A 13,833-nucleotide genomic window follows, 5' to 3' on the forward strand; every position below is an offset into this window, starting at 1 on the left:
ACTACGTCGCGCACTCGCTCAACAAGCTCTCGAGGACGGACGCCGCATACACCCGGTCCGGTAACGCCCTACTGCCCTTCTCGGCTCGAGTTCTGCGGTGCGATTGCACGACGTCGCAGAGTCGTCGACGGTATTCCTCCACGGCGAGGCTGAACTTCACGTGAATCTGGTCCGCGCTCGGTCCGCCGATCGGTGCCCAGAGGATGGCGAAATCGAGGATGTCATCGCTGGTGTAGGGCTGCGCGACCTGCATGCCTTTTCTCCGGTGTTCGGCGGCGGGAATCACGGCGTGCCGCCCGGCAGCGAGTGACTGTCAGAAGTCGTGGGAGCGTCGGAGTCAGGACCTGTCACCGCCACCGCAGTCGGCGGGAAGGCCTGCAGCAGTTGGTCCATTTCAGCTCTGTCACATGGTATCTCGCTGATAATGTGCCAGAGTCTTTCGATGAACCGCCATGGGTGCATGCCAAATTTGATGAAGGTCTCGTCCTCCGGGACACCACCGAATGGCGCCCACATCCGAGCGAACGCGAGGATGTCCTCTACTTCTTTTGCCTGTTTGCTGAGCTGTTTCGAACGACGACGTTCTGCGTCCTGTCGTCGTTCGCGCCGTCGACGGTAGCGCCGGATATCCGACTCCACCGGATCGAATCCGTTCGGTCCCGTCTGGCCCGGTTGATCCGGGCTTCCCCCCGGGTCTGCCCCCTTGTCGGATGTAACCATTGGCTTCTCTGTTCGATGTGCGGGTTTGAGTTCGAGGCCCGGCCGGCGAGGTTGATCGGCTCACTAGCCAGGCCGCAGGGTTGTCATGACTGGTGTGTCCGCGGACGTCCCGAGCTGGGAGTCGTGCGAGTTGCTGGCTGTGCAACCGTCATCGGGACGCGGGGTGAAGAGCGCCGGCGAGCGGGGGTAGGCACCCGCCCGCCGGCACGTGTGCGTTTCAGGAGCGATGCCGGTCCTGAACAGTTTCGGGTGGCATGATTGTGAGTCTGTTCAATACTGTCCTTCGGTGTTCGGCGTAGAAGTCACAGCGCGTGGCGCCACTTCTCGCTCGGCTGGCAGAGAGTCAGGACGCGGCACGGCCACCGCGGTAGGCGGCGGTTCCGTGGCGCGGGCTAGAGGATTGGCCAGGCGCTCGGGGCGCAGGATCTCGTCGAGTTCGGCGGCGGTGAGCAGTCCGCGCTCGAGCACCAGGGAGGTGACGCTGCGACCGTCGACCAGCGCTTGACGGGCGATGGAAGTCGCTGCGTCGTAACCGATCAGCGGGTTGAGGACGGTCACCACTCCGATGCTGGATTCTACCTGGGAGCGCAGGAATTCCTTGTTCGCGGTGATCCCGTCGATGCAGTGGTCGGCCAGGCTGGTGCAGGCCGCGGTGAGCGAGGCCAGGCTGGCGAACAAGGAGCGCGCGATGATCGGTTCGAAGGCGTTGAGCTGCAACTGTCCCGCCTCGGCCGCCATGGTGACGGTGAGGTCGTAGCCGATGACTTCGAAGGCCACCTGGTTGACCACTTCCGGTATGACCGGGTTGACCTTTCCGGGCATGATGCTCGATCCCGCCTGTCGTGGGGGGAGGTTGATTTCGGCGAAGCCGGCCCTGGGTCCGGAGGACAGCAGCCGCAGGTCGTTGCAGATCTTCGAGAGCTTCACCGCGACTCGTTTGAGCATCCCCGAGAACAGCACGAAGGCCCCGCAGTCCTGGGTTGCCTCGACCAGGTTGCCGGCCGTCACCAGCGGCAGCCCGGTGATCCGCTGCAGGTGGATGCATGCCTGGGCGGCGTAGTCGGGATGGGTGTTGAGGCCGGTGCCGATGGCGGTCGCGCCCAGGTTGATCTCGTGCAGGTGCACCAGCGCTTCGCGGATCCGGCGTTCGTCCTCGTCGACCATCACCGCGTAGGTGCTGAACTCCTGGCCGAGGGTCATCGGCACCGCGTCCTGCAGTTGGGTCCTTCCGACCTTCACGACATCGTCGAACTCGACGGCCTTGCGTGCCAGGGCCAGGCGAAGATGACCCATCGCCGACAACAACTGTTGGGCGCCCTGGATGGTTGCGATCCGAATCGCGGTGGGATAGACGTCGTTGGTCGACTGGCCCATGTTCACGTCGCCGTTGGGGTGAATCCTGGAGTACTCGCCCTTGTCGAACCCGAGAATCTCCAGCGCACGGTTGGCGATGACCTCGTTGGCGTTCATGTTCGTCGAGGTGCCGGCGCCACCCTGGATGACATCGACGACGAACTGATCCAGCAGTCGGCCCTGTTCGATGTCCTGGCAGGCCTGCCCGATGGCGTCCTTCTTCACCTCGTCGATTAGGCCCAGATCGAAGTTGGTCAGTACTGCGGCGTGCTTGATCTGCGCGAGCGCCGTGACGAGCAGTGGATACGAGGAGATCTGCGTACCGGTGATCGCGAAGTTCTCTACCGCGCGCAGCGTCTGGATCCCCCAGTAGGCGGCGGCCGGGACTTCCCGGGCACCCATGAAGTCTGTCTCGATCCTGCCTTCATTCGCTTCCAGCAGGGACGGTGCGGTCATCTGTGCCATGGCTCTCGGTTCTCGCGATGGTGGTCTCGGACGAAATGAGGGTGTGGTAAGTGGTGTGATGTCAGGAAGCGGACACGAATCCGAGCGCCTTGTCCACGACATTCTCCAGTGGTTCGCCGTGGCAGAACCGCCGCAAATTGTCGACGAAGAGTTGGCCGAGATCATCTAGATAATCCTGGGTGTCGCCGCTCATGTGCGGAGTGATGATGACGTTGTCCATGCCCCACAGGGTGTGCCCGTCGGGCAGAGGTTCGGGATCCACGACGTCGAGGGCGGCACCGGCAATCGAGCCGGACGCCACTGCGTCCGTCAGGGCTTCGGTGTCGACGAGTTCCCCGCGCCCGACGTTGATCAGGCGCGCGGTCGGTGACATCGCAGCGAGCACGTCGGCGCTGACCAAACCCCTGGTCTCGGCGGTCAGCGGGGCCGCCAGCACGAGGTAGTCGTAGTCACCGACAATCCGGGTCAGGTCTTTCGAGGAGTGAATCTGATGGAAATCGTCGTCACCGGACCGGTGGGAGCGGCCGGCGCCGCTGACCTCCATGCCCACGGCACGGAAGAGGTGGGCGATTTCGCGGCCGATGGAGCCGGTGCCGACCACCAGCGCGGACTGCCCCTGAATCTTGCGGGTAACCCGGTGTCGCCAGCGGTGTTGCTGCTGCAGCCGGAACGAGGCCTGCACATCCTTGGCCATGTCCAGGACGAATCCGAGCGCGAACTCTGCGATGGCCCTGCTCAGAACGCCCCGGGAGTTGGTATAGACGATGTCGCTGCGAATCAGTTCGTCGAACAGGAGTTGACTCACCCCCGCAGCCGAGACATGGACCCACTGCACGGACTTGGCGGCATCCCAATTCTCGCGTAGCGCCGATGAGAACGAGTGCCACTGGTACAGCACGTCCGCGCCGTCGAGGGCCTCGGCGAGACCGTCGGCTGTGGTCAGCCGAACGTTGGCGATCTCCTCGATCTCCGCCAACCGGGGCGGCAGGGCCTGCCGGTAGAGGACTGCGACGACCGGCCGGGTGCGCTGCGCTGCCGTGGTCATGACACCGGTGATGGCGTGGGGTCCGCCTGGTTCGCGGCGAGGGTATCGATGGCGGACAGGACCGCGGACGTGAACTCGGCCGTCGACGACGTTCCGCCGACATCGCGGGTGCCGAAACCCTCACGCAGCGCCGACTCGAACGCGGCCTGCAGGTGATCGGCGGCCTCGGGATGGCCGAGGTGTTCGAGCATCATCGCCCCCGACCAGATCTGTCCCACCGGGTTGGCCAGGCCTTTGCCTGCGATGTCCGGGGCCGACCCGTGCACCGGTTCGAACAGGGACGGGAAGTCGCCCTCCGGATTCAGATTGGCGCTGGGCGCCAACCCGATGGAGCCGGTGACGGAGCTTCCGAGGTCGGAGAGGATGTCACCGAACAGGTTGGAGGCGACGATGACGTCGAAGGTCCAGGGCCGCAGGACCAGATGTGCGGCCAGGGCGTCCACGAGCTCGCTGGTCAGGTTCACCTCGGGGTAGAGCCGGGCCGTCTCCTCCACGACTTCGTCCCAGAACGGCATGGTGTGCACGATGCCGTTGCTCTTGGTCGCCGACGTCAGGTGGCCCCGTCGGGAGGCTGCCAGACCGGCGGCGAAGCGCGTGACCCGGGTAACCCCGAGTCGGGTGAAGATGGTTTCCTGCACCGCGCTCTCGTGTGGCAGGCCCCGGTACATTCGGCCGCCGACCTCCGAATATTCTCCTTCGTTGTTTTCCCGGACGATGAGCAGATCGATGGGGTCCTTGGCCGCCAGCGGTGAGGTGACACCGTCGAGGGTCTTCACCGGCCGGAGGTTGATGTACTGCTGGAACTCCCGGCGGATGGGAATCAGCAGGCCCCACAGTGATTCGGCGTCCGACACCTGGGGGGAACCCACCGCTCCCAGGAAGATCGCGTGGTGCGCGGCGAGCTGCTCGAGGCCGTCGACGGGCATCATCCGGCCGTGCTGGAGGTAGTATTCCGACCCCCAGTCGAAGTACGTGAACTCCAGGTCGAGTGAGTGCACCTCCGCGATCCGGTCGAGGCAGGCGATGGCCGCCGGGACCACCTCTTTCCCGATGCCGTCGCCGGCGATGACCGCGATCTTGTATGTGCTCATGGTGTGGTCCGCTCTGGCAGGCCGCCCAGCAGTTGCCAGGGTGCCCCCGATTCTCCGAGGTTGACAATGGTGTTCTTGGGTTCGGTCATCGCGTGGACGGCGTACCGCACGCCTTCGCGGCCGACGCCGGATTTCTTGAAGCCGCCGAAGGGCATCGAATCGATGCGGAGGTCGCTGGTCTCGTTGATGACCACGGCGCCGACGTGCAGGTTCTCGGCCATCGCCAAGGCCAGATCCATCGACTGTGTGAAGATTCCTGCCTGGAGTCCGTACTCGGAGTCGTTGGCCGCGTGGACGGCGTCGGAGACCTCGACGAACGGGATGAGGGTCACGACCGGACCGAACACCTCGTCGCGGAGCACCCGGCACTGCGCCGGCACACCGGTCAGGACGGTCGGTTCGTAGAAGGCGCCCCGCCGCTGCCCGCCCGCGTGGACCGACGCCCCCGCGGCGAGGGCCTCGTCCACCCATTCCTCGACGCGCCGGGCCTCGTCCTCGGAAATGAGCGGACCGACGTCGGTGCGGCGGTCGAATTTCGGCCCCGTCCGCAGCGCCTGCGTTCCGCGAGTGACCTCCTCGAGGACCCGCTCGAAGAGCGAGGTGTGCACGTACACCCGTTGAACCGACAGGCAGTTCTGCCCGGCGACCCCGAAGGCTCCGGCGACGATCGCGTCGGCCGCGGCGGCCGGGTCGGCGTCGGCGCAGACGATCGTGGCATTGTTGCCGCCGAGTTCGGAGAGGATCTTCTTGGCCCCGGCAGCGGCGGCGATCCGCTCGGCCGTCCGGGGTCCGCCGGTGAAGGAGATCAGGTCGATCAGCTCGTCGGTCACCAGCGCCTCGGCCACACCCGGGCCGCTGACGACGGCCGCGATCCGGCCCGGCGGCACCCCCGCCTCGAGCAGCAGCTGAACCAGAGCCAGCCCGCTCAGCGGGGTCCGCTCGGAGGGCTTGAGGACCACCCCGTTGCCGGCGATCAGGGCCGGGCCCAGCTTGTGCGCGACCAGGTTCAGGGGATCATTGAACGGTGTGATGGCCGCGACGATTCCCACCGGTTTCCGGCTGTACCAACCGATCTTGTGCCCGGAGGCGAGGCTGTCCTCGAAGTCCAGGGTCGATCCGGACAGTTCGGTCGACGCGGCAGCGGAGAGCCGCAAGGTCTCGATGCAGCGGCGGACCTCACGCTCCGCCTCGGTGATGGTCTTGCTGCTTTCGGCGGCAATGATGGTGGCGAACCGCGCGGACTGCTCGCCCAGCAGCAGAGCCGCCTTCTCGAGCGCCTGCCGGCGCGAACGCAGCGGCCACGGCTCGACCTGCAGGTGACGGTGGATGTGGGCGATCGCGCGCCGCACATCCTGCGCCGTCGAGGTGCACACCCGGCCGACCAGCGCCCCATCCTCGGGATCGCGCACGTCCAGCGTCAGGTCGGCGGACTGCCATTGGCCTTCGACGAACGCACCTCCGGGCAGAACCGGGGTCTCTGACCGACGGGCATCTGGTTCCGGGCGCGCGTCAACGACAATTGTGGATGAGAGCATGAGGTTGCCTACCCTGCCTATTTGATGCGGTCGATGATCTTCGCGGCGCCGCCGATGATCGGCAGAAACCACGGGGGCCCGAAATGCCCGGGAACGGGGGGATTCTTCAGGCCTTCCCAGACATTCGCGGTCTTGTCGCCGCCCATGTAGGCGACCATCTTCTTGCCCATGTGCGCCGCCATCTGGACACCGTGGCCGCTGTAGCAGAGCGAATAGAACACACCGTCATGGATGCCGGCGTGGACCATCTGATCCATGGACAGATCGACCAGGCCACCCCAGGTGTAGTCCACCTTGACGTTGGACAGGTACGGGAACAGCTCGATCATGGCCTGGCGAAGGATCTTGCCGCTCTTGACATCCGAATCCGGGCTGGAGAGCGCGAAGCGGGCCCGGCCGCCGAACAGCAGCCGGTTGTCCGGGGTGATGCGGAAGTAGTAGGTCAGCATCTTGCTGTCCGACGCCATACGCCGGTTCGGCAGGATGCGGTCGATCACCTCGTCCGGCAGCGGTTCGGTGACGATGATGAAACTGCCTACCGGAATCACGCGCCGCTGCAGCCACGACGTCACGGCGCCGGTGTAGCCACTGGTGGCCACCAGCACCTGCTTCGCTCGCACCACCCCGCGTGTGGTGTGCACATCGTGCACGGTTCCCGAGACCTTGTGCAGTTCAGTGACCGCGGCGTTTTCACAGACGACTGCGCCGGCGGCAACGGCCGCCCCGGCCAGGCCGTGCGCGAACTTCCCGACGTGCAGTCCTGCTCCCAGCGGATCGAGCATCGCCCCGTGATAAAAATCGGAGCCGATTTCGCTGTGAATTTCGGACTTCGGGATGGTGATGACGTCGTAGTCGGCCAGGGCGGCCAGCTGCTCCTGCGATTTCAGCATTCCCTCGTAGTGGGAGGGGTGAAAGGCCAGCGAAAGTTTTCCGAACCGCTGGAAGTCGCAGTCGATGCCATAGTTGTGCACCAATTTCTCGATGGTGTCGATGGCATCGTTGTACTCCCGGAACATTTCCACGGCACGGGTACCCCCGTACCGCTTCACCGCGGTGTTGAAGCCGATCGCCAATCCCGTGGTCGCCATCCCGCCGTTGCGGCCGGATGCGCCCCAACCGACCGTATGCCGTTCGAGGACAGCAACGCTCGCTCCTTGGTTGGCGAACTCGACAGCCGCGGAGAGCCCGGTGAATCCGGCGCCGATGACGGCGACATCGACCTCGTCGGGTACCGGCGTCCGGCGGTAATCGCCGGACGGCTCAGCAGTATCGAGCCAATAGGGGATGAGTTTCACGATTGACCTTTCGCCTTACCCGCGGATCAGAGACCGAGGAGTTTGTTGAGCTCGTCGAGCGAATCGACGGTGGTGTAGTCGTAGCCCGCGGTGATGGGGTCGTAGCCACGGTCCAGCAACGCCAGGTTCCGGAAGCCCATGTCGTGCATTGGCATCATGTCGTACCGTGTGTGCGAGGAGACGTGGAGGAAGTCCTCCGGCTCGGCGTTCAGGGTGTCGAGCATGTACTCGAACGCCTGGTAGCGCGGCTTGTAGGCCTGGGCCTGCTCGGCGGTATACACGGCGTGGAAGTCGGCTCCGAGCTTCGGAACGCTGATGTCCAGGAAGCTGTCGTCTGCGTTGGACAGAATCACCAGCTCGTAGTTCTCGCCCATGAGCTTGAGCGGAGCAGGCACGTCCTCGTGGGCAACCCAGCCGCGTACAGCCTCAGCGAACTGTGCGCCGGCGCCTTCTGTCGGCCCAATGCCCCACCGCTTGCACACCCGGTCAAAGGAATCCTGAAGGATCTGCTCGTAGGGCTTGTAGTCGCCGCAGACCTCGTCGTACCGGTACCCGCGGAATACCTTTTTGAACGCGGGCCACTGCTCTTCAGGGAGACGGCCCGCGAGCAGCCGGCGGGTGGTGGGATCGATGTCGAAGTTGATGAGCGTGCCGTAGCAGTCGAAGGAGACGTACTTCGGCCGGAAAGTCTTGTCTGCCATGGTCATCCGTTTCAGTGAAGGGGAAGCAGTGGCCAATTCGGGAACCACTGCCGTCCCCGGGTGAAGGCGGAGTTGCGGGCGGTCGTCGCCGCCTGTGCGCAGGACTCCGCTGCCTGCTAGAACGACCCTAAGCCGCCGAATTGTCAATTGTCAACAGTTTGCTATCGGCGTAGTGTGATGCACTGCACCGCCGGAATCGATTGTGAAGAACGTCGCTGTTAACTGTCGACAATCTGGGGTGGAAGTGGTTGGATGAGTCCTATCCGGAAGTGCAGATGCCCCCACGCACACGCCCCGCGACCTGCGGCGACGGGATACGCACCCGGCCGGGAGTCTGAGAACCCGCGATCCGTTCAGCGCACCCTCCTCCGCTGAAATCATTCGAAGGAAACCCATGAAGACAAGAACAAGAGTCCAAGCCGCAGCGGTCGGCGTCGCCCTCCTGGTGGCCCTGAGCGCGTGCAGCACCGCCGACAGCGACGGGGCCGCGGGCTCGACGTCGAATACGGCCGATATCTCCGAGGGTGTGCAGGCGGACCCCGCCGCGGTCGCCCTGTTGCCGGCCTCATACAAGGACAAGGGCGAACTGACGGTGGCGATGGACCTCCACTACCCGCCGACCACCTTCCTTGCCGACGACAGCAGCACCCCGATCGGCCTCAACCCGGATGTGGCCCGTCTGGTGGCCAAGAAGCTCGGACTCGGGCTGAAGTTCGTCAACACCAGTTTCGACACCATCATTCCCGGCATCGAGGGTGATCGATTCGACTTCACCGCCACCTCCATGTCCCCCACGCCCGACCGGCTCAAGGTGCTGGACATGATCGACTACTTCAACGGTGGGGTGTCCGTGGCCGTTGCCGCCGGAAATCCGCTGGGCCTGAGCAATGACAATCTGTGCGGCAAGAACATTGCCGTGACGAAGGGCTCGAACGCACAGCTCAAGCACCTGCCCAACATCTCCGAATGGACGTGCGTCTCCCAAGGAAAGCCCGCGATCAACGGCATCACCCTGCCCAACGTGCAGGAGGCGCTGACCCAGCTGTCCTCCAAGCGGGTCGACGGCGTCTTCTACGACACCCCCGCCCTGGTGTGGGCGCAAACGCAGCAGCCCAACGCGATCACCGTCCTCACTCCCCAGGTCGACACGCGTTCGGAGCACATCGTCACCGTCGCCCTCAAGAAGGGATCACCGCTGACTCCCGCACTGCAGGCGGCCGTTCAATCCGTCCTGAACAGCCCCGAATACCAAGAGTCGCTCTCCAACTGGGGTCTCACCGCCGGAAGCATCACCGACGCCAAGCTCAACTAGGGAGAGACCATGGTGCAACTGACTTCCCACGAAAGTAACCCGACGATGAACGGAATGGATCCCGCCCTCAAACCGAGACTCCGGCGGAGAAGTACGTTCGAGTACGCGGCCTGGGCGGTGTGTATTCTGCTCGCCCTGGGCCTCGCCGTTTCCGTCTCGACCAATCCCAACTTTCAGTGGGATGTGGTCGCCAAATACTTCACCAATGAATCAATCCTGCGCGGGCTGGTACTGACGATCTACTTGACGGTCGCCAGCATGGTCCTCGGAACGCTGCTGGGGCTGATTCTGGCGATCATGCGGTCCTCGAGCATCAAACCGGTTGCCGCAACGGCAGGGGTGTACATCACCTTCTTCCGCGGCACTCCGGTGCTGGTGCAGCTGATCTTCTGGTTCAACATCGCCGCGCTGTACCCGAACCTGTCCATCGGCGGCACGGATATCGACGTCAATGCCCTGATCACCCCGATCACGGCCGCGGTCGTCGGCCTGACGCTCAATCAGGCGGCGTACATGGCGGAGATCATCCGCGGAGGGTTCTCCTCGGTGGGCAAGGGGCAGATCGAGGCCGCCGACTCTCTCGGAATGAGCAGCGCGATGAAGATGCGCAAGGTCATCATTCCCCAGGCGATGCCCTCGATCATTCCGGCGACCGGAAACCAGGTCATCGGAATGTTCAAGGAGACATCCCTCGTCAGCGTGCTGGGCGTCGCCGAGCTGCTGCAAAGCGCACAGCTGATCTACGCGCGCACCTACGAGACCATCCCACTCCTGATCGTCGCCAGCCTGTGGTACCTGGTGATGACCCTCATTCTGAGCTACCCGCAATCCCAGCTCGAGAAGAAATACTCCCGTTCGACTTCCAGGCTTCCCCGGAAAGCGAAGAAGGTTGTGCTGACAGACCCGGAAGGTATTGCACGATGACTTGCGACGGTACGGTTCACGGCCGTGGGATCCGTAAATCCTTCGGCTCCAAGACAGTTCTGCAGAACATCGATCTCGACATCGCCAGTGGTGAGATCTGCTGCATCATCGGCCCCAGCGGATCCGGAAAATCGACCTTGCTGCGCTGCGTCAACGGCCTCGAGACGGTCGATCTGGGGGTGTTGAAGGTCAACGGAGAGCACTTCGGCTACTACGAAACGGACACCGCATTCCACGCCCTGAGCCGCAAACGCCTCGCCGAACAACGCACCAAGGTTGGCATCGTCTTCCAGCAGTTCAACCTGTTTCCCAACATGACTGCCCGGGACAACATCATGGCCGGCCCCGTGCTGGTCAAGCACGGTGACAAGCAGCAGGCAGCCGAGCAGGCGCAGCAACTGCTGGCGAGCGTCGGACTGAGCGGGTTCGGCGGCCACTTTCCCGCGCAACTGTCCGGAGGACAGCAACAGCGCGTAGCCATCGCGCGGGCGTTGGCCATGGATCCGCAGATCATGCTGTTCGACGAGCCGACCAGCGCCCTCGACCCCGAAAAGGTCGGTGAAGTCCTCGCCGTCATGAAGGACCTGGCACAAAAAGGCATGACCATGATCGTGGTCACCCATGAGATGGGCTTCGCACGGGAGGTAGCGGACTCCCTGCTGTTCATGGACGAAGGCTGCATCGTCGAACGCGGTGACGCCCGCGAGGTCCTTGCCCACCCGAAGGAACGACGGACCCAGGCCTTCCTGGAAAGGGTGCTCTGACCACGATGGACGGACAACTAGCCGTCATCGGCCTGGGCAGCATCGGAAGCATGGCATTGTGGCAGGCTTCCCGCTCGTCGGGCTCGGTGGTCGGATTCGAAGCACAATCGCCGGGCCATGCCCGCAGCGCCGCCGGCGGTGACACCCGCCTGTTCCGCATGCTGTATCGAGGAACGCCCAGCTACTACCCCATCCTCGAACGCTCCCGCCGCCTCTGGGCCGAGCTCGAGGCCGACTCAGGTCAGCATGTCCTGACGCGCTGCGGCGGATTGTCGATCGGAACGGTAGACGGCCCCTACCTCCCGCACCTGCTCGAAACCACCCGGATCAACGGGGCCGACCACGAAATCTTGAGCCGCGAACAGATGGCCGAGCGGTACCCACAACACAACCTCCGGCCGGACGACCACGCGGTGTTCGACCCCCATGCAGGTGCCCTGCGGACCGACCGCGCGGTCACCGCTGCGGTGGCCTCCGCACAGGCGAACGGGGCAACAGTCCTCAGCAACACCCCGATCCACGACATCCGGGAAGCCGACGACGGCGTGGTCCTCACCGCCGGCAACAATTCCTGGAAGTTCGAGCGCGTCATCGTCTCCTCGGGCGGCTGGTCCCGGCGCCTGATGCCCGACTATCTGAAGGCGGTCACCGAAACACGGCGAATCTTCCTGTCCTGGTTCGTGGCCCGGGACGCCTCCGAATTCTCCCCGGACAGGTTCCCGATCTTCATCCGCATCTCCGGAGAGCGCTCCATGTACGGGGCCCCCAGCGTCGACGGGGTGACGGTCAAGGCAACCCTGGACGGTCGCGGGGCCTTTACACCACAGGCCGATACCGTGCCCCGGGACCTCACGGCGGCCGAAATCGCCGAGACCACCGAGACCGTCACCGAATTCCTGCCAGGCCTCTATCCCAACATCGTCCGCTCCGACGCCTTCCCGGACCTCTTCACCGCGGACAAACACTCCCTTCTCGGGCCCCTACGGGAGAACAGCAGAATCTACTGCGCCACCGGATTCTCCGGCGCCGGCTTCAAGATGGCCTCCGGCTTCGGTGAGATCGCCGCCACCGAAGCACTGGGCACACGGTCCTTCCAGGGGCTCGATTTCGTTCGGCCCCAACGGTTCCGGCCACGCCACCCGCGCGACGGCCACCCCGCGTCCACCGACGCGCCCGGTGACCGTCAGCACGCAAGCTAAAGGCGGCTCTACGTAAGTCACGCGCCGCGTGGCGAGGCCGCCGCCGCCTCGCCACGCATCCGCGCCATACCCGAACCCAAATTGCCAATTGTTGACAATTGACAATCCTTAGGAAAGTATCAAGCCATGGCAACTCTCAGCCCCGTCCTCAAGCAGGCCACCCCTGTCGTCGTCGACTACGCGGCCGGCAGTTGGGTGTACGCGACCGACGGCAAGAAGTACCTCGACTTCACCACCGGAATCGGTGTGACCAGCACCGGGCACTGCCACCCGGACGTCGTCGCCGCAGCCCGCGAACAGGTCGGCAAAATCGTTCATGCCCAGTACACGACGGTGATGCACAAGCCGCTGCTCGAGCTCACCGAGAAACTCGGCGACTTCCTGCCCGCGGGACTCGACAGCGTCTTCTACGCCACCTCCGGCTCCGAAGCGGTCGAGGCCTCGGTCCGTCTGGCACGTATGGCGACCGGACGACCCAACATCATCTCGTTCCACGGCGGTTTCCACGGAAGGACGGTGGGTGCTGCCTCGCTGACCACCGCCGGCACCAAATTCCGCTCCGGCTTCTCCCCACTGATGGGCGGGGTGCACATCGCACCCTTCCCCCACACCTACCGATACGGCTGGGATGAAGAAACAGCGGTCACCTTCGCCCTGAAGGAACTCGATCACCTCCTGCAGACCATCAGCACCCCCGCCGATACGGCCGGGTTCATCATCGAACCCGTCCTCGGCGACGGCGGCTACATTCCCACCCCTGTCGCCTTCCTGCAGGGGTTGCGCGAACGCGCCGATCGGCACGGCATCGTGTTCATCGTCGATGAAGTCCAGGCGGGTGTCGGGCGCACCGGCAAGTTCTGGGGACACGACTGGGCCGGGATCCGGCCGGACGTCATCATCACCGCGAAGGGCCTGGCCAGCGGTTTCCCCATCTCCGCGATCGCCGCCTCCACCGAGCTGATGTCCAAGGCATGGCCGGGCTCCCAGGGTGGCACGTACGGTGGCAACGCCGTCGCCGCCGCCGCCGGTGTCGCCACGCTCGGCGTCATCGAACGCGAGAACCTGGTGTGGAACGCCCACCTTCGGGGCGAGGAGCTGCGCGCGGGCCTGGAAAGCCTCCAAACCGACTTCGCCGGAATCGGGAACATCCGCGGCCACGGCCTGATGCAGGGCGTCGAATTCACCACGGCCGACAATGCCCCCGACGCGGCGCTGGCCCTGGCCGTGCAGCAGGCCGCCGTCACCGAAGAACTTCTCCTGCTGACCTGCGGTCCATACGGAAACGTCATCCGCATCATCCCGGCGCTCAATGTCACCAGCGACGAAATCCAAAGCGGCCTAAACAAATTCACTCAGGCGCTGAAGGCAACCACCACATAGACACCGCGCACGGGCTCCGCCCCGCCGAAACTCACCGATCACCCGGCGG

At 64.6% G+C, this 13,833-nt stretch carries 13 protein-coding genes; 5 read left to right on the forward strand and 8 right to left on the reverse strand.

Going from position 1 to position 13,833, the window contains the following annotated elements; all coding sequences use genetic code 11:
• Nucleotide 1: 1 nt before the first annotated feature.
• The 8 genes from ACFVJ3_RS16130 to ACFVJ3_RS16165 form a co-directional block, all read right to left on the reverse strand.
• Complete coding sequence (locus tag ACFVJ3_RS16130; protein ID WP_378452974.1) at nt 2-253, reverse strand: hypothetical protein; 252 nt, start codon at nt 251-253, stop codon at nt 2-4.
• A gap of 29 nt (nt 254-282) precedes the next feature.
• Nucleotides 283-720: a hypothetical protein gene (locus tag ACFVJ3_RS16135; RefSeq protein ID WP_378452975.1), complete on the reverse strand. Its 438-nt coding sequence runs from the start codon at nt 718-720 to the stop codon at nt 283-285.
• A gap of 270 nt (nt 721-990) precedes the next feature.
• Nucleotides 991-2,538 (reverse strand): aspartate ammonia-lyase, encoded by a 1,548-nt coding sequence (gene aspA, locus ACFVJ3_RS16140; protein WP_378452976.1) that lies wholly within the window; start codon nt 2,536-2,538, stop codon nt 991-993.
• Between the two features lie 61 nt (nt 2,539-2,599).
• Nucleotides 2,600-3,583: a D-2-hydroxyacid dehydrogenase gene (locus ACFVJ3_RS16145; protein WP_378452977.1), complete on the reverse strand. Its 984-nt coding sequence runs from the start codon at nt 3,581-3,583 to the stop codon at nt 2,600-2,602.
• Entirely contained in the window at nt 3,580-4,674 is a 1,095-nt protein-coding gene (locus ACFVJ3_RS16150; protein WP_378452978.1) for a tartrate dehydrogenase, read from the reverse strand. The genes ACFVJ3_RS16145 and ACFVJ3_RS16150 overlap by 4 nt, the downstream gene beginning before the upstream one ends.
• The gene (locus ACFVJ3_RS16155) at nt 4,671-6,209 is read right to left on the reverse strand and encodes an aldehyde dehydrogenase family protein (protein ID WP_378452979.1); all 1,539 of its coding nucleotides are present in this window, start codon (nt 6,207-6,209) and stop codon (nt 4,671-4,673) included. Before ACFVJ3_RS16155 ends, ACFVJ3_RS16150 begins: the two co-directional genes overlap by 4 nt.
• A 17-nt stretch (nt 6,210-6,226) precedes the next feature.
• Entirely contained in the window at nt 6,227-7,504 is a 1,278-nt protein-coding gene (locus ACFVJ3_RS16160; RefSeq protein WP_378452980.1) for an NAD(P)/FAD-dependent oxidoreductase, read from the reverse strand.
• 26 nt (nt 7,505-7,530) lie between these two features.
• A complete protein-coding gene (locus ACFVJ3_RS16165) occupies nt 7,531-8,205 on the reverse strand; it encodes a haloacid dehalogenase type II (protein ID WP_378452981.1) in 675 nt (224 codons plus the stop codon).
• Between the two features lie 394 nt (nt 8,206-8,599).
• On the opposite strand from ACFVJ3_RS16165, the gene ACFVJ3_RS16170 reads away from it, so the two are divergent.
• The 5 genes from ACFVJ3_RS16170 (at nt 8,600) to ACFVJ3_RS16190 (ending at nt 13,784) form a co-directional block, all read left to right on the forward strand.
• Nucleotides 8,600-9,517: an ABC transporter substrate-binding protein gene (locus ACFVJ3_RS16170; RefSeq protein WP_072937548.1), complete on the forward strand. Its 918-nt coding sequence runs from the start codon at nt 8,600-8,602 to the stop codon at nt 9,515-9,517.
• 9 nt (nt 9,518-9,526) lie between these two features.
• Nucleotides 9,527-10,441, forward strand: a complete 915-nt coding sequence (locus ACFVJ3_RS16175; RefSeq protein ID WP_378452982.1) for an amino acid ABC transporter permease — start codon at nt 9,527-9,529, stop codon at nt 10,439-10,441.
• Nucleotides 10,438-11,205 (forward strand): amino acid ABC transporter ATP-binding protein, encoded by a 768-nt coding sequence (locus ACFVJ3_RS16180; protein WP_378452983.1) that lies wholly within the window; start codon nt 10,438-10,440, stop codon nt 11,203-11,205. The genes ACFVJ3_RS16175 and ACFVJ3_RS16180 overlap by 4 nt, the downstream gene beginning before the upstream one ends.
• Nucleotides 11,206-11,210: 5 nt before the next feature.
• Nucleotides 11,211-12,404, forward strand: coding sequence for an N-methyl-L-tryptophan oxidase (gene solA / locus ACFVJ3_RS16185; RefSeq protein ID WP_378452984.1), 1,194 nt, complete (start codon nt 11,211-11,213; stop codon nt 12,402-12,404).
• Between the two features lie 126 nt (nt 12,405-12,530).
• Nucleotides 12,531-13,784, forward strand: coding sequence for an aspartate aminotransferase family protein (locus ACFVJ3_RS16190; RefSeq protein ID WP_378452985.1), 1,254 nt, complete (start codon nt 12,531-12,533; stop codon nt 13,782-13,784).
• Nucleotides 13,785-13,833 lie beyond the last annotated feature (49 nt).

The organism is Rhodococcus sp. NPDC127593 (assembly GCF_042671975.1).
Classification (GTDB): Bacteria; Actinomycetota; Actinomycetes; order Mycobacteriales; family Mycobacteriaceae; genus Rhodococcus_F.

Excerpts from the sequence above, each read along its gene's own strand:
- ACFVJ3_RS16130 (WP_378452974.1), bottom strand. The coding sequence starts at position 253 with ATGCAGGTCGCGCAGCCCTACACCAGCGATGACATCCTCGATTTCGCC.
- ACFVJ3_RS16135 (WP_378452975.1), bottom strand. The coding sequence starts at position 720 with ATGGTTACATCCGACAAGGGGGCAGACCCGGGGGGAAGCCCGGATCAA.
- aspA (WP_378452976.1), bottom strand. The coding sequence starts at position 2,538 with ATGGCACAGATGACCGCACCGTCCCTGCTGGAAGCGAATGAAGGCAGG.
- ACFVJ3_RS16145 (WP_378452977.1), bottom strand. The coding sequence starts at position 3,583 with ATGACCACGGCAGCGCAGCGCACCCGGCCGGTCGTCGCAGTCCTCTAC.
- ACFVJ3_RS16150 (WP_378452978.1), bottom strand. The coding sequence starts at position 4,674 with ATGAGCACATACAAGATCGCGGTCATCGCCGGCGACGGCATCGGGAAA.
- ACFVJ3_RS16155 (WP_378452979.1), bottom strand. The coding sequence starts at position 6,209 with ATGCTCTCATCCACAATTGTCGTTGACGCGCGCCCGGAACCAGATGCC.
- ACFVJ3_RS16165 (WP_378452981.1), bottom strand. The coding sequence starts at position 8,205 with ATGGCAGACAAGACTTTCCGGCCGAAGTACGTCTCCTTCGACTGCTAC.
- ACFVJ3_RS16170 (WP_072937548.1), top strand. The coding sequence starts at position 8,600 with ATGAAGACAAGAACAAGAGTCCAAGCCGCAGCGGTCGGCGTCGCCCTC.
- ACFVJ3_RS16175 (WP_378452982.1), top strand. The coding sequence starts at position 9,527 with ATGGTGCAACTGACTTCCCACGAAAGTAACCCGACGATGAACGGAATG.
- ACFVJ3_RS16180 (WP_378452983.1), top strand. The coding sequence starts at position 10,438 with ATGACTTGCGACGGTACGGTTCACGGCCGTGGGATCCGTAAATCCTTC.
- solA (WP_378452984.1), top strand. The coding sequence starts at position 11,211 with ATGGACGGACAACTAGCCGTCATCGGCCTGGGCAGCATCGGAAGCATG.
- ACFVJ3_RS16190 (WP_378452985.1), top strand. The coding sequence starts at position 12,531 with ATGGCAACTCTCAGCCCCGTCCTCAAGCAGGCCACCCCTGTCGTCGTC.